We start from the raw sequence: 24114 nt of genomic DNA, 5'->3' as shown, positions 1-24114 counted from the left end.
GTTACGCTACGCGCGATGACCGGACCGTTCGACGGCGTACGCGTCGTTGAAGTCGCCGCCTGGACGTTCGTGCCGGGAGCGGGGGCAATCATGGCCGACCTCGGTGCCGACGTGATCAAGGTCGAGCCGCCGGCCGGTGATCCGCAGCGCGGACTGATGAACCTGTTGAACACCGCCGAGGGCGGGCCCAACCCCTTCATCGAGATCCCCAACCGAGGCAAGCGCAGCGTCACGCTGGACCTGCAGAGCGAGGGCGGACGCGAGCTGCTCTACCGGCTGGTCGAGACCGCCGATGTCTTCCTGACCAGCTACCTGCCCAAGCTGCGTGAGCGCCTGCAGATCGACGTCGACGACCTGCGCGCCGTCAACCCTCGGCTGGTCTACGTGCGCGGGTCGGGGTGGGGGAGCACCGGGCCCAAGGTCGACGTCGGTGGGTACGACGCGGCGGCGGCGTGGGCCGGCGGCGGCGCGATGTACAAGCTGACCGAGGCAAATGCCGAAAGCCCCGCCATGCAACCGGCCGCGTTCTACGACCTACAGGGCTCCAGCTACATCGCGGGCGCGGTCGCGATGGCGTTGTTCAAGCGCGAACGCACCGGCGGAGGAGCGGTGGTCGACGTGTCGCTGCTCAACACGGGAATGTGGTCGATGAGCCCGGACATCGTCGCCGCGCCCTACACCGGCGAGCTGTTCCGCGCCGACCGCAAGAACGCCGCCAACCCGATCGCGAGCTTCTACCGGACCTCCGACGACCGCTGGATCTCGCTGGTCTGTCTACAGGCGGATCGGTTCTGGGCAGAGCTGTGCGGGCTGATGGGACGCTCGGACCTCGCAGACGACCCGCGGTACGTCGACATGGCCGCGCGCTACCGCAACCGTCGCGAATGTGTCGCCGAGCTCGACGCGATCTTCGCCGGCAAGACCGTCGAGGAGTGGCGTGAGGCGCTCGCGAACTTCAGCGGCGTGTGGTCGGCGGCACAGACGTTCGAGGAGCTTCACGCCGACGAACAGGTCGCCGCCAACCAGTACCTCTCGGAGCTCACCGCCTCAGACGGCCGGACGTTTCGCGTGGTGGCGCCGCCGTACCAGTTCGACGGCCAACCGTCGTCGTCCGGGCGTGCCGCCCCCGAGCTCGGCCAGCACACCGAAGAGGTCCTCCTGGACGCCGGCCTCGACTGGGACCAGATCACGACCTACCGGGATTCCGGCGCCCTCGGCTGAGGCGACGCGCGTCAGTCGGCTACCGCGAGGGCCAGTGTCGCTGCAGCCTCCAAGAGCGGGCCGAAGTGATTCATCCCTCGACAGAGCCGAACTTCGGCCTGCGGCATGCGCTCGAGGATTCGCCTGAGGTTCGGCAGCGGCTCCCAGTCGTCGGCCGTGCCGTGCATCGCAACGACGGGACAGGCGATCGATCGCGGATCGACCTCGAGCGGGGTCGGCCAGCTCAACAGGTCGTCGACCAGCCCCTCGGCGCTGATCCGCAGCCCCTCCGCGATTTCGGCGATGAGTGCTCCGCTGAGCCATGGCTGCGCCACGAATGCGCGCTCGGCCTCCGACAGCGTCGCGAGCGACGGCCAGAACCGACCGACGACGTCGTCGAGCATTGCCCTTCGGTAGGCCTCGCAGCCGGCAACCAGTTCGGCGGTGCGCCCGAGGCGCGCCACCGGGACGAGCGCGAGCTGGTCGGGCTGCATCGTCGCGATCGCGGCATCGTCGTCGTAGGGGAGCTGCGCGGAAACGAGCAGCACGCGGGTGACCCGCTCGGGTGCTGACGCCGCGAGTGTGAGGCCGTAGGTGCCTCCGGCCGACACCGCCATCAGCGAGAACTGGGCGAGGCCGAAATGGTCCGCGACGGCGAGCGCATCGCGACTGCGGGCGATCCGGTCTCCTGGAACGGCGTCGGTCCGGCCCCATCCGGGCCGATCGAAACTGATGAGGCGTATCCCGGCTTGCGCGAGGGCGTCATCGGGAAACAGTCGTTGCTCGAGGCGGCTGCTCGGCATCCCGTGCAGGTAGAGGACGGCACGTCCGTCCGCGGGACCACGCGCCAGGTACGTGACCTGCCGGCCGTCCCCGGCCTCGATCGTGCCTTCGACCTCTGCGCTCACGCAGTCTCCGACGTTGGCCCAGACGCTAGCGTGGCTGGCGTGGGCGGTCGGCGGGTTTCCGGCGGTGTGGTGCACCCGCTACCCGCCGATCTGCGCACTGCGTTGCTCGCCAATCCCGCGGCGCTCGAACTGTGGAATGCGTGTACGCCGCTCGGCCGCAACGAGTTCATTTGCTGGGTCGAGGAGGCCAAGCAGCAGAAGACCCGGGAGCGCCGGATCCGCCGTACCCAGGAAGAGCTCGAGGACGGCATGAAGCGCCCGTGCTGCTGGCCGGGCTGCAAGCACCGGGTGCATAACGGCAAGGCCGATCCGCTAGCGATCGTCGGCGAGTAGCTCGCGGAGGGTTTCGATCAGCGCCATCGGCTGGTCGAACATCGCGTGGTGGCCGGCGCCGGGCAGCTCGACGACGGTGATGCCGTCCGGGTGCAACTCGTCGATCCGCTTCGCCATCGCCGCGTCGCACATGCCGTGCTCGCAGCGGACCAGCGTCAACGGCGCCTTCAGCTGCGGGATCAAATCGCGCACCCAACCGCGCTGGCCGAACAGCCCCGGGTCGAACTTCCAGGTCCAGCCACCGTCGACCTGATGCAGCGACTCGAGCGCGACGTGCTGCTCGACGTAGGGAAGGTTCCCGTCCTGCGCGGGGACGGTCCGGAACTTCGAAACCGCGACCTCGAGGGACGGGTAGATCTTCGTCGGCGGGCGCGCCGCGATGGGCGCTTCTTCGGGAGGCGCTTCAGTCAGCGGCGAGTCGATGGCGATGATCGCCCGCACCGCGTCCGGCTCGAGGACGCCGGCAAACACCGACACCCACCCGCCCATGCTGTGGCCGATGAACAGCGCCGGGTCGAGCCCTTCGGCGCGGACCGCCCCGACCACCTCGCGCGCCCAGTCCGAGCGGTCGTACTCCGCCTTCCACGCGCTGTCGCCGTGTCCGCTGAGGTCGGCCGCGATGACCCGGTAGCCGTCGGCGAGCTGCGGCGCGACGTGGTCCCACCACCCGGAGTGCGCCGCGCCGCCGTGCAGCAGGGCGATGCCGGGTGCGCCCTTCGGGCCCCACGCCCGGTAGTGGATCCGGGCGCCCTTGACCTCGACGTCGTGGTGCTCCGGCCGCTGAGCGATCGCGTCGGTGAACCAGCGTGGCGCAGTCACTGAGGAGCTAGTCGCTCGACGGCAGCGGCTTCGACTCTTTGGTGACGAGGGGTACGCCGTTGCCGGTTAGGGTCCCGTCGCCGCCCTTGGTCACCAGCAGTTCGAGGGTGCCGTCGGCGTCGTCGGTCGTGTAGCGCTTGCCGAGCAGGGTGCCTTCGTCGAGGCCGGGGGCCGGCGTAGCGCCCTCGGGTACGTCGGTGCCCAGCTCGACCATCGGCGAGCCACCGCAGGAGAGCTCGAGGTCGTCGGCGGGCACGCGTACGACGATGACCTCGGTGGTGCAGACCTGGCTGCGCAGCCGCTGTCCTGACTTGAGTGGCACTTGCTGCTCCTCATGGGTGACCGCCGCGGTGGCGGTACTACGGGCTCGTAGTGAATCGGTGTCTGTGTGATGATGCCATCTGATGACTGCTACTGATACCCCCGCCCGGATCCCGCTCGTCGACTACCTCGTGCTGGATCCGCAGCCGCATCTCGTCGCGCAGGAGTGCACCCACTGCGGCGCTCGGTACTTCGACCATCGCGACGCCTGTGCGAGCTGCTTCGAGGCCGACTTCACGGTTGTCGACGTGGCGACGACAGGCGAGGTCACGGCTTTCACGATCGTGTCCTACGCCCCGCCCGGGGTGGAGGCGCCGTTCGTCGCCGCGGTGATCGACTGCGACGGCACCCCGGTCCGCGGCAACCTGCGTGACGTACCACCTGACCCCGAGCACGTGACGCTCGGCATGAAGGTCGCGCTCACGACGTACTCACTCGGCACCGACAGCGCGGGAACCGAGGCAGTCGGCTTCGGGTTCGCGCCCGCGTAAGGAGACAACGATGGCTAGCGGCGACGTCTGGATCCTCGGGATCACGATGACCAAGTTCGGCAAGCACCCCGAGATCGACTCGGTCGGGCTTGCCGCGCAGGCGGCGCGCGGCGCGCTGGCTGACGGCGGGGTGTCGATGCGCGACATCGGCGTGCTCGCCGCCGGCAACCTGATGGGCGGCGGCGCCCTCGGCCAGCAGCTGCAGAAGCAGATCGGTCAGACCGGCATGCCCGTCTACAACGTCGCGAACGCCTGCGCGACCGGCGCGACCGCGCTGCGCACCGCGATCATGGCGATCAAGGCGGGCGAGGTGGAGATGGGTCTCGCGGTGGGCGTCGAGAAGCTGTCGGGCGCCGGCCTGCTCGGCGTACGCGGCGGCAAGGAGCAGGGCGACACCTGGCAGCCGTCCGGTCGGCAGGGCGCGATCATGGGTCTCGACGGCCGGGTCGGCACCGAGAACATGCCCGGCACCTTCGCCCAGATCGGGATGGAGTACGGCCACAAGTACGGCGGCGTCAGCTTCGAGCTCTTCGCGCGCATCAGCGAGAAGAACCACATGCACTCGACGCTGAACCCGCTCGCCGCCTACAACAAGGCGATGTCGCTCGAGCAGATCATGGGCGACATGATGATCGCCTACCCGAACACCCGACCGATGTGCTCGGCGAACTGTGACGGGGCGGCGGCGGCGGTCGTGGTCAGCGACGAGAAGCTGAAGACGCTGTCGAGCGAGCAGCAGGCGCGGGCGATCCGGATCGCGGCGTCCGTCCTCACGACCGATCCGTACGAGTCCGGCTGCCAGGTGCTGCCGAACGTCAACACACTGACCCGCAACGCAGCGAAGCAGGCGTATGAAAAGGCCGGCATCGGGCCGGAGGACCTCGACCTGGTCGAGCTCCACGACTGCTTCGCGACCGCAGAGCTGGTGCACTACGACAACCTGATGCTCTGTAGCGAAGGCAACGCGGTCGACTTCTTCGAATCGGGCGCCGCGCACCGTACCGGCTCGACGCCGGTCAACGTGTCGGGCGGGCTGCAGTCGAAGGGTCACCCGATTGCTGCGACCGGGATCGCCAACGTGTGGGAGATCTGCCATCACCTGCGCGGTGAGGCCGGCGATCGCCAGATCGAAGGTGCCCGGCTCGGGCTGGCGCACGTCATCGGACTCGGTTCGGCGTGCGGCGTACACATCCTCGAGAAGGTCGCCGCCTGACCCGCGGCGCTGCGCCTTTCAACCGACATGGAGCTCGCCCTCTCGCCGGATGACCGTGCCTTCCAGCAGGCCGCGCGCGAGTGGGTGACGGCGAACTACCCGCGCGAGCCCCGCCCGAACGACGGTCCGGCGATGCGCGAGTTCGACCTCGAGTGGCAGCGCCGGCAGTGGGCCGGAGGCTGGGCCGGCGTCGCCTGGCCGACGGAGTACCAGGGCCGTGGCCTGCCGCTGCTCCACCAGCTGATCTGGTTGGAGGAGTGCGCGCGCATCGGCGCGCCCGACATCGACTCGCGGTTCGTCGCCATCAACCACGCCGGGCCGACGCTGATTGCCAACGGCACCGACGAGCAGAGGGCGTTCCACCTGCCGAAGATCCTGCGCGGTGAGGTGCTGTGGTGCCAGGGGTTCTCGGAGCCGCAGGCCGGATCCGACCTCGCTTCGCTGCGCACCACCGCCGTCGTAGACGGCGATGACCTGGTCGTCAACGGCCAGAAGCTCTGGACCAGCTTCGCCGACCTCGCGGACTTCCAGGAGCTGCTGGTCCGCACCGACCCGGCGGCGCCGAAGCACCGCGGCCTGACCTGGGTGATCTGCGACATGCGACTACCCGGCATCACGATCCGGCCCATCAAGACCCTCGACGGGCTCAGCCACTTCTGCGAGGTCTTCTACGACGACGTACGGATCCCGTTGCGAAACGTCGTCGGTGCGGTCAACGACGGGTGGCGGGTCGCGATGTCGACGCTGTCGTTCGAGCGGGGTACGGCGTTCACCCATGGCCAGGTCCAGCTCGCCTCGATCGCCGCGCTGCTCGCGTCCTACCTTGCCCGCTCCGACGCCGCGACTGCCCGTCCGGAGCTGGCCGAGCAGCTGGTAACGGCGCGGGCCGAGATCGCGGCGCTGCGGGCGCTGACCTATCTCAACGCGATGCGCAACGCGGATCAGCCGGTCCCGGGTCCGGAAGGGTCGTTGGTGAAGCTCGCCTACACCGAGCTGCGGCAGCGGCTGATGCGGCTCGCGTTGGAGATCGTCGGTCCAGGGTCTCAGCTGCCCGGCATCACCACCGCGACGTGGGACGAGGACTATCTGTTCTCCTACACCGAGACGATTGCCGGCGGGACGTCGGACATCCAGCGCAACATCATCGGCGAGCGCGTGCTCGGTCTGCCGAGGTCGTAGCCGTGGATCTGTTGCTGTCGGACGACCAACGTTCGATCGTTGCCTCGGTCGCCGAGATGCTCGACGACCTGATGCCGCTCGCCGCGGTGCGCAAGGTGCTCGACGGCGACCAGGCGCCGCTCGATGCACTCTGGCGCGCCGCCGCCGACGCGGGGTGGTTCGGGCTGGGTCTCGCGGAGGAGTACGGCGGGGCCGGCTTCGACCTGGTCGACGAGGCGCTGTTGTTCAAGGAGCTCGGTCGGCGCGTCGTACCCGGCCCGTTCCTCGCCACCGTCCTGGCCGCGCGGGCCGCCGCGATCGGCGGGTCGGTCGACCTCGCCGCCGCGCTGCTGTCCGGCGAGCGTCGAGCGGGCCTCGCGATCGGGCGCGACGCGGAGGTCAGGTTGGTAGGTGCCTGCGACGTCGACTACTTGTTGCACGTCGACGCCCATGAGGTCGCGCTGTTTCCCGCGGCCGCGGCTGAGGAGCGGGCGCCGGTCGCCGGTCTCGACGAGCTGACCCCGCGCGAGACGGCACGACTGACGGGCGCTGCGAGCGTGTCGGTCACCGGCGCCGTCGATCCCGTCGCGAGTCGCGGGGCGGTCCTGGTCAGCGCGATGCTGTCCGGGATCGCAGATGCCGCACGCGACCTCTCGGTCGGGTACGCGAAGACGCGTGAGCAGTTCGGCGCGCCGATCGGCTCCTTCCAGGCCGTGAAGCATCGTTGCGCCGACTTGGCAGTCGCCGCGGCCCTGGCCGACTCTCAGCTGACCTTCGCCGCGCTGAGCGTCACCGAATCGGCGCCCGATGCGGCGTACCAGGTCGCTGCGGCGCGGGTCGTCGCCGAGCGAGCCGCACTCGGCAACATCCGCGAGGCGATCCAGATCTACGGCGGCATCGGAGTCACCTGGGAGTGCGACGCGCACCTCTACTTGAAGCGGGTGCACGCGTTGCGTGAGCTCTACGGCGGTGAGGCCGGCCAACGCGCCGCGCTCCTCGCGAGCGCGAATCCGCCGGAGGGCGAACCTGAGAGCCACCTGTGACAACGCCACCACGCCGACGCGTAGCGTGGCGGGGTGAGCGAGGAGGTCGTCGAGGCGGAAGAAGCGCCTGCTCCTGAGAAGGCGGACAAGCACCGTCCGTTCTGGAAGGAGCTGCCGGTCCTCGTCGTGATCGCGCTGGGCCTCGCGCTGCTGATCAAGTCCTTCTTCTTCCAGGCGTTCTACATCCCGTCGGCGTCAATGGAGAACACGCTTCAGGGCGGCACGCCGACGTGCAACGACTGTGGGACCAGTCCAGGCCACCCGTTCGACCGCGTGCTGGTCGACAAGCTCATTTACGACTTCCGGTCTCCGCACCGCGGCGAGATCATTGTCTTCAAAGGTCCGCCCGGCTGGCCGCCGGAGACGACGTCGACGTCGTCGAGCAACCCGATCCTGCGGGCGTTCCGCGACGTCGGGACTTGGATCGGATTGACCCCGTCGAGCAGCGACAACGACTTCATCAAGCGCGTCATCGGGGTAGGTGGCGACACCGTCGCCTGTTACGGCGGCCAGCTCACCGTCAACGGCCACACCCTCGACGAGCCGTACCTGTTCCCCGGGTCCAACGAGTGCAGCGGGGACGAGTTCAACGGGCGCAGCGTGGTGGTCCCCAAAGGCCAGCTGTTCGTCATGGGTGACCACCGCGACGACTCCTCCGACTCGCGGGTGAACGGCACGGTGCCGGTGAGCGACGTGGTCGGCAAGGCGTCGTTCGTGATCTGGCCGATCTCGGACTGGAAGCACCTCGGCGTACCGTCGACCTTCCACCAGGCCGGCCTCGACGCCGGAGCCGCGACGGCGCTGTCCGGCGCCCTGCTCGTGCCGCGGCGGCGCCGCCGGCGCCCGCGCAACTAGCCGCCCGCTGCACGAAGTAGCACACAACGCGCTTCGTTTTGCGCGAGTTCTGCCGCGGTGTCCGGTTCCGGTGGGTAGTTGTGTGCTACTTCGAACACCGTGGGGGCTAGGTGGGGGGTGGGCGGAAGCCGCGCGACAGGGCGCGCAGCGCCTCGTCGAGGTACGTCGTCAAGTCGGCGTCGGCACGTGCCAGCCACACGTCGTACGCCGCGCGGCAGGCGGCCAGCGTCGCCCGTCCGACCGCGAGGGGTTGCAGCGAGTCCGGGGGCAAGCCCAGCCGGAGCGCCGCGAACTCGCAGACCGCGCGCTCCCAGGCGTCGTAGTGCACGGCGGCGCTCGCCTGCAGGTCGGGGTCCGATCCGATCAGCCGCATCCGGGTGCGCAGCTCGGGCACGTCCTCGGCGCGGTAGCGGTTGACGCTGATCACGACCTGGCGGATCGCCGTCATGAGCGGCGTCTTCGCGGGCAGCCGAGCGAAAGCCTCGCGCAACGCGTCGACCTCGTTGTCGAAGTCGTGCCACAACACCGCGGTCTTGGACTCGAAGTAGCGGAAGAACGTTCGTTTGCTGACTCCCGCGCCCGCCGCGATCTGCTCCACGGAGGTCTGCGCGTAGCCGTGCGTCGCGAACAGCTCCAGGGCGACCAGCTCGAGCTCTCGCGCACTGGTCGCGCTCGGCCGGCCGGCGGGCATGCGGTTGATTCTGACACCGAGTGCCGATATTGTCCCGGCACCGACGAAGAGAGGGCGAAGCCATGACGCCGACCGCGACCGACACCGCAGCCAACGAGACCGTCGAGACCGATTCCGCAGCGGAGCAGGTCGTCACCGAGGACGTGCTCGTCGAAGACGTCTCGATCGACGGCATGTGCGGTGTCTACTAAGCCGTTCGACCTCGACGCGGCCTGGGAGCTCCATCCCAGCGTCGCCGTCAGGCCGGAGCGCTTCGGCGCGCTGCTCTACCACTTCGGCACCCGTCGGCTGTCCTTCCTGAAGACGCCGACCCTGCTCGACGCGGTCCAGCGCCTCGACGCCGCCGAGACCGCGCGTGCCGCGCTGGCCGGGGCCGGGGTGAGCGCCGAGCAGCGCCCGGCGTACGAACGCGCGCTCGCCGGCCTTGCCTCGACCGACATGATCCGTGAACGGTCGCGCGCGTGACGATGACGCTGCTCGACGAGTTCGAGCTCGGCTTGGATGCGCCGATCTGCCTGACGTGGGAGCTGACCTACGCCTGCAACCTCGCGTGCACGCACTGCCTGTCCAGCTCAGGGCGGCGCGATCCGCGGGAGCTGAGTACGGCGGAGTGCAAGGCGCTGATCGACACCTTCGAGCAGATGCAGATCTTCTACGTCAACATCGGCGGGGGCGAGCCGACCGTCCGCAGTGACTTCTGGGAGCTCGTCGACTACGCCACCGCGCATCACGTCGGCGTGAAGTTCTCGACCAACGGGATCAAGATCACGCCGGCGATCGCCCGGCGGTTGGCTGCCAGCGACTACGTCGACGTACAGATCTCCATCGATGGCGCAACGGCGGAGGTCAACGACGCGGTGCGCGGCCCGGGTTCGTTCGCCACCGCGATGCGGGCGATGGACAACCTCCACGCCGCCGGCATGCGTGGCTTCAAGATCTCGGTCGTGATGACCCGGCACAACGTCGGACAGCTCGACGCCTTCAAGGCGATCGCCGACCGGTACGACGCGCAGCTGCGGATCACGCGGCTGCGTCCGGCCGGCCGCGGCGCCGACACCTGGCACGAGCTGCACCCGCTGCCCGAGCAGCAGCGCGAGCTCTACGACTGGCTCGTGGCCAACGGTGAAGGCGTGCTGACCGGCGACTCGTTCTTCCACCTCAGTGCGTACGGCGAGGCGCTGCCGGGGCTCAACCTCTGTGGCGCCGGTCGCGTCGTCTGCCTGGTGGATCCGGTCGGCGACGTCTACGCCTGCCCGTTTGCCATCCACGAGCAGTTCCGCGCCGGCAACATCCGCGACGACGGCGGGTTCGCCGCCATCTGGCGCGGCTCCGACCTGTTCCGTGAGCTGCGCAGCCCGCAGACCGGCGGGGCGTGCACCAAGTGCTCGTCGTACGACGCGTGTCGCGGCGGCTGCATGGCGGCGAAGTTCTTCACCGGCCTGCCCCTCGACGGACCTGACCCCGAGTGCGTCAAGGGACACGGCGCGCTGCCGCTGGCTGCGGTGGTGGCGGGCAGCACACCGCGGCCGTCGCCGGACCACTCTCGCCCGGTGCCGATCTCGATCGGTCGCCGTCCTGATCGGGCCTGCGACACCAGCCCACTCGGCTGACGATGAACCGCCTTGCCGACCTGACCTGGCCGGAGCTCGACGCCTCGCGTCGCCTGCTCGTGGTGCCGGTCGGTTCCACCGAGCAACACGGCCCGCACCTGCCGTTCGGCACCGACACCGAGATCGCGATTGCGCTCAGCGATCGGCTCGCCGCTCGCCGCGTCGATGCCGTCGTCGCCCCCGCCCTGCCCTACGGCTCGAGCGGTGAGCACGCCGGCTTCCCGGGAACGCTGTCGATCGGCCAGGCGACGCTCGAAGCGGTCATCGTCGAACTGGTCCGCTCGGCCGCTCTGACCTTCGACGCGATCGTCTTCGTCTGCGGACACGGCGGGAACGCGGAGGCGTTGACCAGGGCCGTCGCCCGGATGCGCGATGAGGGCCACGACCTGCTCGTCTTCTTCCCCCGATGGGAGGGCGACGCGCACGCCGGCCGTACCGAGACCTCGCTCATGCTCGCCGTCGCTCACGAGTCGGTGCGGGGAGAGCGGGCCGAACCGGGCGACACCCGAGACCTCGCCGCGTTGCTGCCCTCGCTGCGATCGGGCGGGGTGCGCGCTGTCAGCCCGAACGGCGTGCTCGGCGACCCTCGGGGTGCAACGGCGTCAGCCGGTCACGCGCTGCTCGACGCGGCGCTCGCCGACCTGGTCGAGCAGGTCGATCGGTGGCGCTCGTGAGCCCGGACCCGCGCGTCGCGCTCGTCACCGGCGCCGCCCGGGGAATCGGCGCCGCCACCACCCGCGCGCTGCTGGCCGCGGGATGGTCGGTCGTCGCCGTCGACGTCACGGAGGACATTGCCGGGCTGCCGTATCAGCTGGCCCGCGCAGCAGATCTGGCCGCGGTGGTCGACGCCGGCCCGGCCGACCGGGTTGCGTCCTGCGTCGCCGACGTCCGGGACCCGACTGCGCTGGCTGCCGCGGTGGCGTTCGCCGAGCAGCGGTACGGCGGGCTCGACGCCGCGATCGCCTGTGCCGGCGCGATCGCCGGCGGCGTCGAGCAGCGCGACCTGGCGATCGAGGCAGAGCGGGCGCTGATCGAGGTCAACCTGGGCGGCGTGCTCAACCTGGCTCGCGTCGCGGTTCCCGCGTTGTTGCGCCGACCCGAGCCACGCGCCGGCCGCTTCGTGGCGGTCGCCTCGGCGGCCGCGACCGAAGGGCTCGAGAAGCTCGCGGCGTACTGCGCGTCGAAGGCCGGGGTGACCGGGTTGATCCGCTCGCTCGCCAGCGAGCTCGGACCCCGCGGCATCACGGTCAACGGGGTGAGTCCGGGATCGACCCGGACCGCCATGCTCGACGAGAGCGCGCGGCTCTACGACCTCATCGACGTGGAGGTGTTCGCGAATCAGCAGCCGCTGCGTCGGCTCATCGAGCCCGAGGAGGTCGCCGCGGTGATCGCGTTCCTCGCGAGCACCGCCAGCAGCGCCGTCACGGGCGCGGTGATCCCGGTCGACGGCGGGTTCGCCCTGTGAGCAGCGCGCCGATCCCGGCGTCGGTCGGCGTCGCGCTGGATCGCGACACCCACGAGCTCGCCGGCGGCCGGCTGGTCGGCGGTACGCCGCGGCGGTTGTTGCGGCTGTCGGCGTCGGGCCAGCTCGCCCTCGCCGAGCTCCGTAGCGGGGTCGTCAGCTCGCCGAGCGCCGGCCAGCTCGCCAGACGGCTCACCGACGCCGGCCTGGCCCACCCTCGTCCGGGCACGCACGTGGGCACGCGCGACGTCACCGTCGTCGTCCCGGTACGCGACCGCCACGAGCAGCTGGCGCGCTGCCTTCGATCCCTCGCAGGCGCGACGTGCGTCGTCGTCGACGACGGCTCCAGCGATCCCGCCTTGATCGCCGACCTCGCGGGCCAGTACGGCGCGCGGCTGGTGCGGCGGGCCTCGGCCGGCGGCCCGTCCGCCGCGCGCAACGACGGCATCGCGGGTGTCGAGACCGATCTGGTGGCCTTCCTCGACAGCGACTGCGTCGCGAGCACCGGGTGGCTCGACCGGCTCGCCGGGCACTTCGCGGACCCGCTTGTCGGTGCGGTCGCGCCGCGCGTCCTGCCGGCGAGCAGAGGTACGTCGAGGCGCTACCGCGACGCGGTCGGCCTGCACGATCTCGGGTCGCGGGAGGCGCGAGTGCGCCCGCTCGGCCGGGTGGGTTTCGTGCCCACCGCGGCGCTCGTGGTGCGCCGCGCCGCGCTGGCGGCGATCGGCGGATTCGATTCGGCGCTGCGTTACGGCGAGGACGTGGACCTGGTGTGGCGCCTCGACGAGGCGGGCTGGCGGGTCCGCTACGACCCGGCCGTCGAAATCGCCCATGACGAGCCCGCGGGCTGGGCGGGACGGTTGGCGCGCCGCTTCCGCTACGGCACCGCCGCCGCGCCGCTGGCCAAGCGACACCCGGACGTCGCCGGCCATCTGGTCGTCGCGCCGTGGCCCCTCGCCGCCGTCGCGGGGACGCTCGCCGGCCGTCCGGTGGTTGCAGCGGCGGCTGGGGCGGTCACGCTGCGAACGACGCGGCGGGCGCTGGCCCGCGCCGGCGCAAAAGAGCTCTCGGCGACCGGGCAGGCGGCGAGCGCGCTCGCCGGCACCTGGCGCGGGGTGAGCCGCTACTGCGCTCAGTTCGGCGTACCGCTCATCGCCGTCGCGGCGTGGCGGTCCGGCTCGCGGCAGCGCGCCGCGCTGGCTGCGCTCGTCGTTGCCGCTCCGGTCGCCGACTGGTTCACCAGCCGGCCGGGCGTGGGAGTCGGGCGCTACGTGGCCGGGCGCGTCGCCGACGACGCGGCGTACGGCGTCGGCGTCTACGCGGGATGCCTCGAGGAACGGACGGCGGCACCGTTGCGCGTCGTCAGGGCACGACGAGCAGGGGAGCGGGGCGCACGATGAGCAACACCTGGTTCGAGACCGTCGCGGAGGCTCAGCGCCGGGCGAAGAAGCGACTGCCACCGTCGGTCTACGGTGCACTGGTCGCCGGCTCCGAGCGTGGCGTGACGCTGTTCGACAACGAAGCGGCCTTCGCCGAGCTCGGCTTCGCGCCGCACGTCGCCGGCCTGCAGGCCGAACGTGACCTGTCCACCACGGTGCAAGGGCAGCCGATCTCGTTCCCGGTGATGATCTCGCCGACCGGGGTTCAGGCGGTCCACCCCGACGGCGAGGTCGCGGTGGCGCGCGCCGCGGCGGCACGCGGGACCGCGATGGGGCTGAGCTCGTTCGCCAGCAAGCCGATCGAGGAGGTTGTCGCCGCCAACCCGCAGACCTTCTTCCAGATGTACTGGTCGGGGTCCAAGGACCAGATGCTGGCGCGGCTCGACCGGGCGCGGTCCGCCGGCGCGGTCGGGGTGATCGTGACGTTGGACTGGTCGTTCTCCAACGGCCGTGACTGGGGCAGTCCGGCAATCCCGGAGAAGGTCGACTTCCGCACCGCGCTGCGCCACGGTCCAGAGTCGCTGCGCCATCCGCGCTGGCTGTGGTCGTTCGTGAAGGCACGAAAGCTGCCGGACCTCAGTGTGCCCAACCTCGCCGAGCGTCCGGGCGAGCCCGGACCGACGTTCTTCGGCGCGTACGGCGAGTGGATGCAGACCCCGCTGCCCACCTGGGACGACGTCGCCTGGCTGGCCCGGGAATGGGGCGGGCAGTTCCTGCTCAAGGGCGTCGGGAGGCTGGACGACGCACGTCGCGCGGTGGACGCCGGCGTCACCGGCATCTCGGTGTCCAACCACGGCGGCAACAACCTGGACAGCACGCCGGCGAGCATCCGGCTGCTTCCGGCAATCGCGCAAGCCGTCGGCAAGGACGTCGAGGTCGTCCTCGACGGCGGGGTACGGCGCGGCAGCGACGTCGTCAAGGCGCTGGCACTCGGCGCCCGCGCGGTGATGATCGGCCGCGCCTACCTGTGGGGTCTCGCCGCCAACGGGCAGGCCGGCGTGGAGAACGTGCTCGACATCCTGCGCGGCGGTGTCGACTCCGCCCTACTCGGCCTCGGCCACCGGTCGGTGCGCGACCTCAGCCGTGACGACGTGGTCATGCCCGACGGCTTCACACGCACCGCCGGGTCGTCAAACCCTCGCTGAGCAACGGCGAGCGCATCCTGATGTTCAGATCGGTGCGTGCGAACCACCATCGCCCTTGACCCTGACGTGATGGCGGCGCTGGACAACATCCGTCGTTCGACCGGCGAGGGCATCAGCGAGGCGGTCAACCGGTTGGTCCGGGCCGGGCTCACGCGGCCGGCGTCGACCGAGTCGTACCAGCATCGGGCAAGCGACATCGGGCTGAAGGTCAATGTCCACAACGTCGGCGAGGTGCTCGCGCTGCTCGACGAGGCCTCGTCGTGACGTCGGACACCGACTTTGCGCGCTTTCCCGGCCTGTCGACCTACAACCCACTCGCGTGAGCGGCGGTCCTACTTGGGGGCGAAACGTTGCCCCGCGTCGAGGCGGATCGTCCCGGCGTTGAGCATTGGGTTCTCGACGATCGCGACGGCAAGCCGGCCGTACTCCTCGGGTCGACCCATCCGCTTCGGGAACGCCGCGTCCTTGGTCAGCACGTCGGCGAACTCGTCGGGGATGCCCGCGGTGATGCCGGTCGAGAACAGGCTCGGCGCGATGGCGGTCACCCGGATGCCCTGGCTGCCGAGGTCGCGCGCCATGGTGAACGTCATGCCGACGATGCCCGACTTGGCCGCGGCGTAGGCGACCTGGCCGATCTGGCCTTCGAAGGCCGCGATCGACGCGGTGTTGATGATCACCCCTCGCTCGCCGTCCTCGGGCTCGTTCGTCGACATGTACCGGGCCTGCAACCGGTTCAGGTTGAACGTGGCGATCAGGTTCAGCTCGATCACGTGACGGAAGTCCGCCAGCGGGTGCGGACCGTCCTTGCCGAGCGTGCGCTTGGCGATGCCACCGCCTGCGGTGTTGACCGAGATGTGCAAGCCGCCGAGCGCCTCATGCGCGGCGGCGAGGGCCTGCTCGACGTTGTTCTCGTCCATCACGTCAACCGCGTGGAAGGTGCCCCCGAGACTGTCGGCGACTTCCTGGCCGGCTGAGGTGGGCAGGTCGAGGATCGCGACGGACGCGCCCTTCGCCTTGAGCTGCTCCGCCGAAGCGCGGGCCATGCCCGACGCGCCACCGACGATGACGGCCTTCTTGCCGCTGATCTCCACGAGTGTTTCCCGTCCCCTTCGACTTCGTATCGAGCTCGGTTGGTTACTTGATGAGCGGGTCGCGCGGCAGGCCGAGGATGCGCTCGGCGATCTGGTTGCGCTTGATCTCGGAGGTGCCGCCCGCGATGGTCATCGCGCGCTGCATCAACACCATGTACGCCGGGATGCGCCGCGGCTCGTCCATGAACAGCAGATCCGGGCCGGACAGCTCCCCGAGGATGCCGGCCGCGTCGAGGCCGAGCTCGGAGAGCACCAGCTTCGTGACGGCGCCTTCTGGGCCGGGTCCGCCGCCGGCGACCGCGCGGCTGGCGCTGCGCAGGTTCAGCTGGCTCATCGCGGTCTGGGTGGCGATGTAGCGGCCGATCCGCTGGGTGCCGCCGGGCAGCTTGTCGGGCTTCGCGTCGTAGGCGGGGATCAGCGCTTCGCCCGGGAACGTCATCGCGCCCGTGCCGCCGCCGATGCTCACACTCTCGTTGCCGAGCGTGGCGCGAGCGACGGTCCAGCCGCCGTTGATCGGCCCGACGACGTCGGCGTCGGGCACGAAGACGTCGTTGAAGAAGACCTCGTTGAACTCCGACTCGCCGGGGATCATCCGCAGCGGCCGGACCTCGACGCCCGGCGCGTGCATGTCGATCACCATCGTCGTGATGCCGTCGTGCTTGGGCACGTCCGGATCGGTGCGCACGGTCGCCAGACCGAACGCCGCCAGGTGCGCGCCGGACGTCCAGACCTTCTGCCCGTTGACGATCCAGCCGCCCTCCGCCCGAGTGGCCTTCGTGCGTACGCCGGCGGCATCCGAGCCGGCACCCGGCTCACTGAACAGCTGGCACCAGATCAGGTCCTGGCGCAGCGCGGGTGGGACCCAGCGCGCGACCTGCTCCTCGGTGGCGTGCTGGATCAACGTGAGGATGACCCACGCCGTGATGCCGTAGTTCGGTCGCTGGATCCTGGCTGCACCGAACTCCTGCTCGATGACGATCTGCTCGACCGCGCCGGCGTCGAGGCCCCACGGCTTGGGCCAGTGCGGCATGAGGTAGCCGGTCTCGATGAGGCGCGCCAGCTGCTCTTTGGTGTCGAGGCCCTTGATCGAGTCGGCGACGGCTCGCACGTCGGCGCGGATCTGCTCCGCCTCCGGTGGCAGCGCGATGGTGCGCTCGCGCTTGACGCCGTCGCGAGTCAGCGCGACGGCGTCGGCGGCCGCGTCGTCGGCGGACAGGAACGCCCCGATCGCGGTGCCGCGGCGCAGGAACAAATGCAGGTCGTGCTCCCAGGTGAACCCGATCCCGCCGTGGACCTGGATGCTGAGGTTGGCGCACAGGTACGCCGCCGGTGCTGCCAGCGTCGCCGCCGCTGCGGCAGCGATCCGCGCCTGGTCGCCGCCAGTGGCAGCCGCGCGCGCGGCGTCCCACACCGCAGCGGTGGCGAGCTCGGTTGCGACGAGCATGTTCGCGCAGTGGTGCTTGACGCCTTGGAATGTCGCGATGGGACGGCCGAACTGCTCGCGCACCTTGGCGTACTCCGCACCGAGCTCGGTGCAGGTCCGCGCGACGCCGACCGCCTCTGCCGACAGGATCACGCGGGCCAGCTCGAGCAACGTCCTCGCGGCCCCGGGCAGCACGGTCGCCTCGGCGCCGTCCAACGTGGCGACCGCCGAGCGACGGGAAGGGTCGAGGTTGCGCGGGAACTCCAGCGAGACGCCAGGGCCGGACGCGTCGAGCACCAGAACGTCCTCGCCGGCGCTGACCAGGAGCACTCCGGGCGTGCCGCCGGCGAGCACCGCCGCGACCGTTCCGGAGGCTTTGCCGTCGTCGTCGACCGTCACCTCACTCGACAGCGCGATCGCCGCCGTGCGTGACCCGTCGGCGAGACCGGGAAGCAGGGACTGCGTCAGCTCACCGCCCCCTGCGGCGGCGATCAGGGCGCTGGCGACCACCGTCGGCACGAACGGGCCGGGCGTGACCGCCGCGCCGAGCTCCTCGACGACGACGACGAGCTCTTCGAGGGTGTAGCCGGCTCCGCCGTACTCCTCCGGCAGGTGCAGCCCGAGCCAGCCGAGAGCGGCGAGCTCGGACCAGAACGCCGGGAGCGGTTCCGCGTCCGCTTCCAGCAGGGCGCGGGCGGCGCCTCGCGCGTCGCTCTTGCGCAGGAAGTCCGCAGCGGTCTCGGCGAGCGCGCGGTGGTCGTCGGTGACGGCAATCGACATGCCGAGAACATTAGCGCCAGCAGAAAGGCCAGTTACCTGCGCCTGCGCAGGTAACTGGCCTTTGCCAGAACGGGAGGAGCTCAGTAGCGGATCAGGCCTCGCAGGTTCACGCCGTCGCGCATGTCCTGGTAGCCCTGGTTGACGTCGTCGAGCTTGTACTCGTTGGTGATCAGCTCGTCGAGCTTGAGCTTGCCCTCCTTGTACAGGCGCAGTAGCCGCGGGATGTCGCGACGCGGGTTCGAACCGCCGAAGATCGACCCGACGAGCTCCTTCTGCATGAGGGTCAGCTCGAACAGGCTCATCGTCACGTCCGTCGCCTCGATCGAGGCAACCGCGGTGACGACGCAGCGGCCGCCCTTCGACACCAGCGAGAGCACCGAGGCGATCATCGAGCCCTCGGCGACGCCGGTGGTGATGATCGCCTTCTCCGCCATCGCGCCCCACGTGATCTCGCCGACCAGCGCGAAGGCCTCCTCGACGCTCGAGGCGGTGTGGGTCGCGCCGAACTTCAGCGCCTCGTCGCGCTTGAACTGCACCGGGTCGACCGCCACGATGTGGCGCGCTCCGGCCATCGCGGCGCCCTGGATGGCGTTGATCCCGATGCCGCCGATGCCGACGATGACGACGGTCTCGCCGGGCTGGACGTTGGCGCGGTAGACCGCGGAGCCCCAGCCGGTCGTGACGCCGCAGCCGACGAGCGCGGCCTTGTCGACCGGGATGTCGTCGTCGAGCTTCACGCAGGAGGCCTCGTTGACGATCGTGTGCGTTGCGAAGGTGCCGAGGCAACACATCGTGCCGATGTCGGTGCCGTCCTTCGCGAGGTGGTGACGGGCGACCAGCCCGTCGATCTGGCGGCCGACGATGAGGTACTGACCGAGGTCACACAGGCTCTGCTTGCCCGTGGAGCACGACGGGCAGCGCCCGCACGACGGGATGAAGGAGAACACGACGCTGTCACCGGGCTTCACGCTCTGGACGTTCTTGCCCACCTCGAGCACCGTGCCGGCGCCCTCGTGACCGCCGATGATCGGGTACTGCGGGAAGCCGAGGAGCTCGTTCATCTCCTTGGGCATCTTCATGTCACCGGTGACGAGGTGCTCGTCGGAGTGGCACAGGCCGCTGGCTACCAGCTCGACCACGACCTCGTTGGGGCCCGGGTCGTCGAGGGTGATGTCCTCGATCTGCCACGGCTGGTGGGTGTCCCACAGAACGGCTGCTCTGGCGTCCATGGATCGGGCCTCTTTCTGTCGATGAGCCGGTCGCTTCGCCGAGCCTAACGCTCGACCGGAAGCGGCGTAAGGGGGTCTCCGGGCGGAATCGACCCGCAGTTGCCCTTGAACGGAATGCCGTTGAACCGGCCCTGGAAGAACGCGGCGCTCTGCGGGTCGAAGTAGATGCCCGCGGCCTCGTGGCCGGCGCCGTATCGCCGGAACTCGACCGCCACCCCATCGCGGCAGTACTCGCGGGCGAGCGTCTCCACGTCCGCGGTGCGCATCACGCCGTCACCGAAGCCGTCGATGTCGCCGATCCCCATCAGCAGCGGCACCAGCGGATGTCCCGGAGCGCGGCCCATGATCTGGTCGTTGAAGATCCGGGCGAGGCCAGGGACGGCGAACGGGTCGCGGTAGCGGGCCCGGAACAGCTTGGCCATCGTCAGCCCGGGGTAGCGGCCGAAGTCCTCGGTGATGCACGTGTCGCTTTCGGCGTGCACGAGCTTCTTGCCGTACGGCGACAGGTAGCGCTGCAACGGATAGTGGTACGCCCGCGCCAGGCCGAGCAGGATGCCCGGCATCGATGCGCCGAACACTGCGTCGCCGCTGACGTAGGAGAACAGGTGCGCGTAGTCGACCGGGATGCCGCCTTCGGCCACCGCCGACAGCGTGAGCTCCGGGGCGTAGCTCGGCGCGAGCTCGCTTGCCCAGTCTGCGGCGACGGCGCCGCCGGAGTAGCCGGAGAGCGCGACCTGTGTCGTTGTGCCGAGCCCGAGCACCGACTCGGTCGCGCGTATCGCGTCGAGGGTCGACTGACCGGACTCGCGCCCCGCCATCCAGTGCAGGTGAGGTCCTTCGAAGTCGGGCACGGTGACGATCCAGCCGTTCGCGACGTAGAAGGCGATGAGCAGCTCTTCCTCGGTGGCCTGGCTGTCGGTGGCGGGACCGGCGTCACCGCCGGTGAGCGTGTTGCTCGGGTCGCACTTCGCGCCGAGCCCGTCGTAGAAGGACAGGTAGCCGACGATGCGCGGCAGCACTCCGGACAGCGGCGACGGCGCGATGACGGTCGTGACGTCGGCCTCGGGGTGACCGAGCTGGTCGGTCGTTCGATACGTCACCCGGGTCGCGGTGACCGGCGTCGCCGCCGGTCCGAGGGACACGTGAACCGGTTCGGTCGCGAGGACCGCGCCCGGCGCGAGGTCGGCCGGCGGCGCGCCCTGCGCCGATGCGCCGCTGGGGCCGAAGACCGCCAGCGCGACGACCAGGAAGACGCCGACCGCCTTCCGGCCCGTGCTCACCTCCGCGATCATGCACGAATCAACCGTGCCGCGGCCGAGAACCGTCGTTTTCTGACTTGGTGAAGCGCTCCCGCCCGCGCCTTTCGCTGGTTGTGGATGTCCCGTCGCGGCGAAGCCGATCGAAGCGCAGGCTTTCCTACCGTGCGCAAGATTCCGCAGTCGCTGGCGCGTGCGCCCTTCACCTCGGCGATGGCGCGACGGGAAGGCGTGACCGCGCGTCAGCTTCAGGCGGCGCGGTTCCGCCGACTGTTCCACGGCGTGTACGTCGACGCCCGACTCACTGTCACGCAACAGGTCTTGGCGCAGGCTGTGTCGCTCGTGCTACCGGCCGGTGCCGTCGTCGCAGGAACGACGGCGGCGCTGCTGCATGGCGCGGACGTTCGTCGTTGCGGATACGACAGCGTCGAGGTCGTCGTACCTCGGGACGACCAAGTGCGACGGGTGGGCGTCAGGGCTCGCGCGGCGCTACTCGAAGCGGGCGACGTCACGACGGTGCGCGGGATCGCATGTCTTTCGCCGGTGCGCGTGGCGTTCGACCTTGCGCGGCAGCGCCGTCTCGTCGATGCGGTCGTCGGAGTGGACGCCATGTGCAATCGCGGTGGATGCGCACTGCCTGAGCTCGAGGCATATGTGGCGGGTCGTTCGGGCTGGCGTGGCGTCCGGTATGCGCGCGAGGCGCTGCTGTACGCCGAGCCGCTGAGTGAGTCCGTGATGGAGACGAAGCAGCGGATGGCTCTCGTGCAGGCTGGGTTGCCTCGACCGCGCGCACAGGTCGACCTCTTCGATGACGACGGGTTCCGCGTCGCTCGCCTCGACCACGGCTATGAGCGGTGGAAGGTCGGACTCGACTACGACGGCGAGGTTCACCGCGAGCGATGGCGCTACGACCTGGAGCGGCAGGAACGAATCCGAGACCTGGGCTGGTGGCATCGCCGCTACACATCGATCCACGCAGCTGCCGACTGGCGCCAGTTGATCAGACAGGTCGGCGAGGCTCTCGTGGCCGCGGGCTGGCGGCCCTGACGAGTGCCCAAACGGTCACAGATCAACCAGTTGGGTTCGGTCGACCGGTTGATTCGCGACTGGTCGCGGCGGCACTGGTAGGACCTGATAGGCAGTAGCTGTGCCGCCTTCTGAGCCGTCGGGTTTCCTCGCCCGTCCCGACTACCGCGTCGACCTGCTCCGCCGTCGAAACCTCGTGACCGTGCGCTCGGGCGATCGGGTCATCGCACGCACGACCGAACCGCTGCTGGTCGACGAGCAGGACCACGGCGTCGTGTTCTACATCCCGGACGCCGACGTGGACTTCACGCAGCTCACGGCGACCGACGACACCTCCCGGTGCCCCTACAAGGGGCAGGCGTCGTACTGGCGGCTGACCGACGGCGACGAGCCGGTCGCCTGGGCCTATCGCGACCCGTACCCGCAGGTGGCGTTGATCGCCGGTTACGTCGCGTTCTACCAGGACCGGCTCAGCGTCGAGATCGGTGTCGCGACGCCGGCGGTGGTGGGCTACCCGTCCTAGCTGACCTAGCCGCGGGCCGCAGCGCTAGCGCTTCGAGCGGACCGCGCGCCAGATGCTCAGCGCCCCGAGCGCGACGAGCGCGACCGGCGGAAGCCACCATGTGGCTTTGCCCGCGTGGCCGAGCAGGTAGGTGACGGCGATGGTGACGACGATGCCCAGCGCCAGCGGCACGTCGTCGCCAGCGACGAACTCCACGACCGCGGCGCCGAACGCACGCAGCCGCCTCAACCGGTCGCTCCAGCGGTACGGCGGGAGGCGGACGCCGGCAGCGATCGCAGGGCAGCGACCGCGACCGCCGACACCGCCAGCACCAGGGGGACCATGACCAGCACGGCGGCGTCGCCGCCCGGCCATGATCCGTGTGCGCCTTCGGTGGCCCAGAACAGCCCGAAGCTCGTGAGCATCACGCCAACGGCGAACTTCATCGTGTTCTCGGGCACCCGGGTCAGCGGGCCTCGCACCGCCGCTCCGGTCGCCGCGACGACCGCGACGGCCACCGCTGCCGAGACTCCGGCGAGGGGTGTGTCGTGGTCGTTCGCGCCGAAGGTCAGCACGATGACGACGATCTCGAGGCCTTCGAGCAGGACGCCTTTGAAGGACAACGTGAACGCCGCCCAGTCCTCGATTCCCCAACGGGCCGTCGTCGACAGCGTCGAGGCGGTGGCGAGCTCCCGCTCGTAGATCGCCGCCTCGTCGTGCAGGTCCATGAAGCCGCCCGCTCGCAGGATCGCCTTGCGCAGCCACTGCACGCCGAACAGGAGCAGCGCGGTGCCGACGAACAGGCGCAGCCCGCTCAGCGGGATGCGCGAGACCGCCGGACCGAGCGCCGCGATCGTCGCCGCGAGCCCTGCCACCGCGACCCCGGCTCCGGTCAGCGAGGACCGCCAGTCGCGTGCCACGCCGGCGGCCAGCACGATGGTGGTCGCCTCGACTGCCTCGACCGACGTCGCCAGGAAGACCGAGCCGAACAGGGGCGCCGGGTTCACGAGGACCTGTCTACCGCGCGGCGCACCTTGCGGCGCGGCTCACGCCGCGATGTCGGCGAACGCCGGCAGGTCGATGGCAGGTCGAAGCGGCGGCAGCGCCTCGAGCCGGCGACGGCGCACCCGTCGGCCGATCTGATGCGTGGCGTAGGCCGTGGCGCCGAGCGGGATCGGCATCCAGTACGCGATCGCGCGCCACGTCAGCACCCCGAGCGCGACGGCCACCCGCGAAGATCCGCCCGCGATCATCGCCGGGATCATCAGCCCCTCGCTGAGGCCCAGCCCGCTCGGCGTGATCGGCAGCCAGGTGCCGAAGCACGCGATGCCGAAGGCGACGGCGAGTGCCTCCAAGCCGACGTGGGCGCCGCAGGCCCGCAGCGAAGCCCACAGCGCCAGCGCGTCGAGCGACCAGTTCGCCGCCGACCAGCCCGCTACCGACAGCAGCCGTCGAGGCTCGCGGGTGGCGTTGCGCACCGGTGCTTCCAGGTGCGCGCCGTAGAAGCTGCCGGCCCGGTCCGCGACCGCAGCTCCCAGCCAGGGCAGGCGTCGTACGCCGCGGTCGAGCCGGCGTCGTGCTCCTGGTCGGCGGATCGCGACGCAGGCCAGGAACATGGCGGTGACCAGCGTTGCGGCGAGGCTGATCAGCGGAACGCTCCACGGTGTGAAACCGCTGACCACTCCGCCCGCGACGAGCCCGCCGAGAAGCAGCGTGTAGAGCGTCACGGCCGAGGCGAGTCCTTGGGCGAACTTGGTGAACGCGGCGTCGCCGCCGGGCACTCCCTCGTCGACGAGCATCCGCCAGGCCAGCGCCGTGCCCGCGGCCCCGCCGTCGGGCACACAGTGGCCCAACGCGATCGCGCTGAGGTCGACGCACACGATCTTCGGGTACGCCGGCCGGACCGAGCGCGCGAGCATCGTGCGGGTGGCGAAGGTGTACGCCGCGAGCGACCCGAGCTCGGCGCACAGCGCGACCGGCAGCCAGGAGTTGTCGACGTCGAGCAGCTGCCGTAGCGATCCGGCGGAGCCGCGCAGCTGAGGCACCACCAGGAGCCAGACCGCGACCGCGAGCGCGGCGAGCTGGGCGGCGGTGCGGATCGGTCGGCTGCGCATCGGCC

Annotated in this window: 28 protein-coding genes; 17 read left to right on the top strand and 11 right to left on the bottom strand. The window is 70.4% G+C overall.

Annotated elements, in window-relative coordinates; all coding sequences use genetic code 11:
• Nucleotides 1-15 precede the first annotated feature (15 nt).
• A complete protein-coding gene (locus VG899_00970) occupies nucleotides 16-1221 on the top strand; it encodes a CoA transferase (GenBank protein HWA64925.1) in 1206 nt (401 codons plus the stop codon).
• A gap of 11 nt (nucleotides 1222-1232) precedes the next feature.
• Here the strand turns inward: VG899_00970 and VG899_00965 are convergent, their stop codons facing one another.
• Nucleotides 1233-2108, bottom strand: a complete 876-nt coding sequence (locus VG899_00965) for an alpha/beta hydrolase (GenBank protein HWA64924.1) — start codon at nucleotides 2106-2108, stop codon at nucleotides 1233-1235.
• A gap of 39 nt (nucleotides 2109-2147) precedes the next feature.
• Here VG899_00965 and VG899_00960 point away from each other — a divergent pair, with 39 nt between their 5' ends.
• Nucleotides 2148-2441 carry a YdeI/OmpD-associated family protein gene (locus VG899_00960; protein HWA64923.1) on the top strand — a complete coding sequence of 98 codons (294 nt, stop codon included), beginning with the start codon at nucleotides 2148-2150 and terminating at the stop codon, nucleotides 2439-2441.
• On the opposite strand, the gene VG899_00955 is transcribed toward VG899_00960, so the two are convergent.
• On the bottom strand, nucleotides 2421-3260 hold the full coding sequence (locus VG899_00955; protein ID HWA64922.1) for an alpha/beta hydrolase: 840 nt from the start codon (nucleotides 3258-3260) through the stop codon (nucleotides 2421-2423). The genes VG899_00960 and VG899_00955 overlap by 21 nt on opposite strands.
• A gap of 7 nt (nucleotides 3261-3267) precedes the next feature.
• On the bottom strand, nucleotides 3268-3582 hold the full coding sequence (locus VG899_00950) for a hypothetical protein (protein ID HWA64921.1): 315 nt from the start codon (nucleotides 3580-3582) through the stop codon (nucleotides 3268-3270).
• An 82-nt stretch (nucleotides 3583-3664) separates the two neighbouring features.
• On the opposite strand from VG899_00950, the gene VG899_00945 reads away from it, so the two are divergent.
• Genes VG899_00945 through lepB form a run of 5 tightly spaced genes read left to right on the top strand, consistent with a single transcriptional unit; the run spans nucleotide 3665 to nucleotide 8341 of the window.
• Nucleotides 3665-4072, top strand: a complete 408-nt coding sequence (locus VG899_00945; protein ID HWA64920.1) for an OB-fold domain-containing protein — start codon at nucleotides 3665-3667, stop codon at nucleotides 4070-4072.
• A 10-nt stretch (nucleotides 4073-4082) separates the two neighbouring features.
• Nucleotides 4083-5285: a thiolase family protein gene (locus VG899_00940; protein ID HWA64919.1), complete on the top strand. Its 1203-nt coding sequence runs from the start codon at nucleotides 4083-4085 to the stop codon at nucleotides 5283-5285.
• A gap of 27 nt (nucleotides 5286-5312) precedes the next feature.
• Complete coding sequence (locus VG899_00935) at nucleotides 5313-6464, top strand: acyl-CoA dehydrogenase family protein (protein HWA64918.1); 1152 nt, start codon at nucleotides 5313-5315, stop codon at nucleotides 6462-6464.
• 2 nt (nucleotides 6465-6466) lie between these two features.
• Nucleotides 6467-7486, top strand: a complete 1020-nt coding sequence (locus tag VG899_00930; GenBank protein ID HWA64917.1) for an acyl-CoA dehydrogenase family protein — start codon at nucleotides 6467-6469, stop codon at nucleotides 7484-7486.
• Nucleotides 7487-7519: 33 nt separating this feature from the next.
• The gene (lepB, locus tag VG899_00925; protein HWA64916.1) at nucleotides 7520-8341 is read left to right on the top strand and encodes a signal peptidase I; all 822 of its coding nucleotides are present in this window, start codon (nucleotides 7520-7522) and stop codon (nucleotides 8339-8341) included.
• A gap of 106 nt (nucleotides 8342-8447) precedes the next feature.
• Here lepB and mftR read toward each other — a convergent pair whose 3' ends face one another.
• Nucleotides 8448-9032 (bottom strand): mycofactocin system transcriptional regulator, encoded by a 585-nt coding sequence (gene mftR / locus VG899_00920; GenBank protein HWA64915.1) that lies wholly within the window; start codon nucleotides 9030-9032, stop codon nucleotides 8448-8450.
• Between the two features lie 62 nt (nucleotides 9033-9094).
• Between mftR and mftA the strand changes: the two genes are divergently transcribed.
• Genes mftA through VG899_00880 form a run of 8 tightly spaced genes read left to right on the top strand, consistent with a single transcriptional unit; the run spans nucleotide 9095 to nucleotide 14952 of the window.
• Nucleotides 9095-9223: a mycofactocin precursor MftA gene (mftA, locus tag VG899_00915; GenBank protein ID HWA64914.1), complete on the top strand. Its 129-nt coding sequence runs from the start codon at nucleotides 9095-9097 to the stop codon at nucleotides 9221-9223.
• Complete coding sequence (mftB, locus tag VG899_00910) at nucleotides 9213-9497, top strand: mycofactocin biosynthesis chaperone MftB (protein ID HWA64913.1); 285 nt, start codon at nucleotides 9213-9215, stop codon at nucleotides 9495-9497. The genes mftA and mftB overlap by 11 nt, the downstream gene beginning before the upstream one ends.
• Nucleotides 9498-9499: 2 nt before the next feature.
• Complete coding sequence (gene mftC / locus VG899_00905) at nucleotides 9500-10642, top strand: mycofactocin radical SAM maturase (protein HWA64912.1); 1143 nt, start codon at nucleotides 9500-9502, stop codon at nucleotides 10640-10642.
• Between the two features lie 2 nt (nucleotides 10643-10644).
• Nucleotides 10645-11316 carry a mycofactocin biosynthesis peptidyl-dipeptidase MftE gene (gene mftE / locus VG899_00900; GenBank protein HWA64911.1) on the top strand — a complete coding sequence of 224 codons (672 nt, stop codon included), beginning with the start codon at nucleotides 10645-10647 and terminating at the stop codon, nucleotides 11314-11316.
• Entirely contained in the window at nucleotides 11304-12107 is an 804-nt protein-coding gene (locus VG899_00895) for a mycofactocin-coupled SDR family oxidoreductase (protein ID HWA64910.1), read from the top strand. Before mftE ends, VG899_00895 begins: the two co-directional genes overlap by 13 nt.
• Nucleotides 12104-13504, top strand: a complete 1401-nt coding sequence (mftF, locus tag VG899_00890; protein HWA64909.1) for a mycofactocin biosynthesis glycosyltransferase MftF — start codon at nucleotides 12104-12106, stop codon at nucleotides 13502-13504. The genes VG899_00895 and mftF overlap by 4 nt, the downstream gene beginning before the upstream one ends.
• Nucleotides 13501-14688 (top strand): pre-mycofactocin synthase MftD, encoded by a 1188-nt coding sequence (mftD, locus tag VG899_00885; GenBank protein ID HWA64908.1) that lies wholly within the window; start codon nucleotides 13501-13503, stop codon nucleotides 14686-14688. The genes mftF and mftD overlap by 4 nt, the downstream gene beginning before the upstream one ends.
• Before the next feature lie 36 nt (nucleotides 14689-14724).
• A complete protein-coding gene (locus VG899_00880) occupies nucleotides 14725-14952 on the top strand; it encodes a ribbon-helix-helix domain-containing protein (GenBank protein HWA64907.1) in 228 nt (75 codons plus the stop codon).
• Between the two features lie 68 nt (nucleotides 14953-15020).
• Here VG899_00880 and VG899_00875 read toward each other — a convergent pair whose 3' ends face one another.
• From VG899_00875 to VG899_00860, 4 genes are all read right to left on the bottom strand, one after another.
• Complete coding sequence (locus VG899_00875; GenBank protein ID HWA64906.1) at nucleotides 15021-15779, bottom strand: SDR family NAD(P)-dependent oxidoreductase; 759 nt, start codon at nucleotides 15777-15779, stop codon at nucleotides 15021-15023.
• Between the two features lie 43 nt (nucleotides 15780-15822).
• Nucleotides 15823-17982: an acyl-CoA dehydrogenase gene (locus tag VG899_00870; protein ID HWA64905.1), complete on the bottom strand. Its 2160-nt coding sequence runs from the start codon at nucleotides 17980-17982 to the stop codon at nucleotides 15823-15825.
• An 80-nt stretch (nucleotides 17983-18062) separates the two neighbouring features.
• Nucleotides 18063-19211, bottom strand: coding sequence for an NDMA-dependent alcohol dehydrogenase (locus VG899_00865; GenBank protein ID HWA64904.1), 1149 nt, complete (start codon nucleotides 19209-19211; stop codon nucleotides 18063-18065).
• 44 nt (nucleotides 19212-19255) lie between these two features.
• Entirely contained in the window at nucleotides 19256-20491 is a 1236-nt protein-coding gene (locus VG899_00860) for a lipase family protein (GenBank protein ID HWA64903.1), read from the bottom strand.
• A gap of 141 nt (nucleotides 20492-20632) precedes the next feature.
• On the opposite strand from VG899_00860, the gene VG899_00855 reads away from it, so the two are divergent.
• Both VG899_00855 and VG899_00850 read left to right on the top strand, forming a co-directional pair.
• On the top strand, nucleotides 20633-21514 hold the full coding sequence (locus VG899_00855; GenBank protein HWA64902.1) for a type IV toxin-antitoxin system AbiEi family antitoxin: 882 nt from the start codon (nucleotides 20633-20635) through the stop codon (nucleotides 21512-21514).
• A 100-nt stretch (nucleotides 21515-21614) separates the two neighbouring features.
• Nucleotides 21615-22016, top strand: a complete 402-nt coding sequence (locus VG899_00850) for a DUF427 domain-containing protein (GenBank protein ID HWA64901.1) — start codon at nucleotides 21615-21617, stop codon at nucleotides 22014-22016.
• Nucleotides 22017-22040: 24 nt separating this feature from the next.
• Here VG899_00850 and VG899_00845 read toward each other — a convergent pair whose 3' ends face one another.
• From VG899_00845 to VG899_00835, 3 genes are read right to left on the bottom strand one after another with little or no spacing between them, the layout of a single operon-like run.
• Nucleotides 22041-22244 (bottom strand): hypothetical protein, encoded by a 204-nt coding sequence (locus VG899_00845; GenBank protein HWA64900.1) that lies wholly within the window; start codon nucleotides 22242-22244, stop codon nucleotides 22041-22043.
• On the bottom strand, nucleotides 22241-23002 hold the full coding sequence (locus VG899_00840; GenBank protein HWA64899.1) for an FTR1 family protein: 762 nt from the start codon (nucleotides 23000-23002) through the stop codon (nucleotides 22241-22243). Before VG899_00840 ends, VG899_00845 begins: the two co-directional genes overlap by 4 nt.
• 39 nt (nucleotides 23003-23041) lie before the next feature.
• Nucleotides 23042-24109, bottom strand: coding sequence for a lysylphosphatidylglycerol synthase transmembrane domain-containing protein (locus VG899_00835; protein ID HWA64898.1), 1068 nt, complete (start codon nucleotides 24107-24109; stop codon nucleotides 23042-23044).
• Nucleotides 24110-24114: the final 5 nt, after the last annotated feature.

The organism is Mycobacteriales bacterium, from assembly GCA_035550055.1.
GTDB lineage: Bacteria > Actinomycetota > Actinomycetes > JAFAQI01 > JAFAQI01 > DASZTV01.
This window is presented reverse-complemented; position numbering and strand designations above follow the sequence as displayed.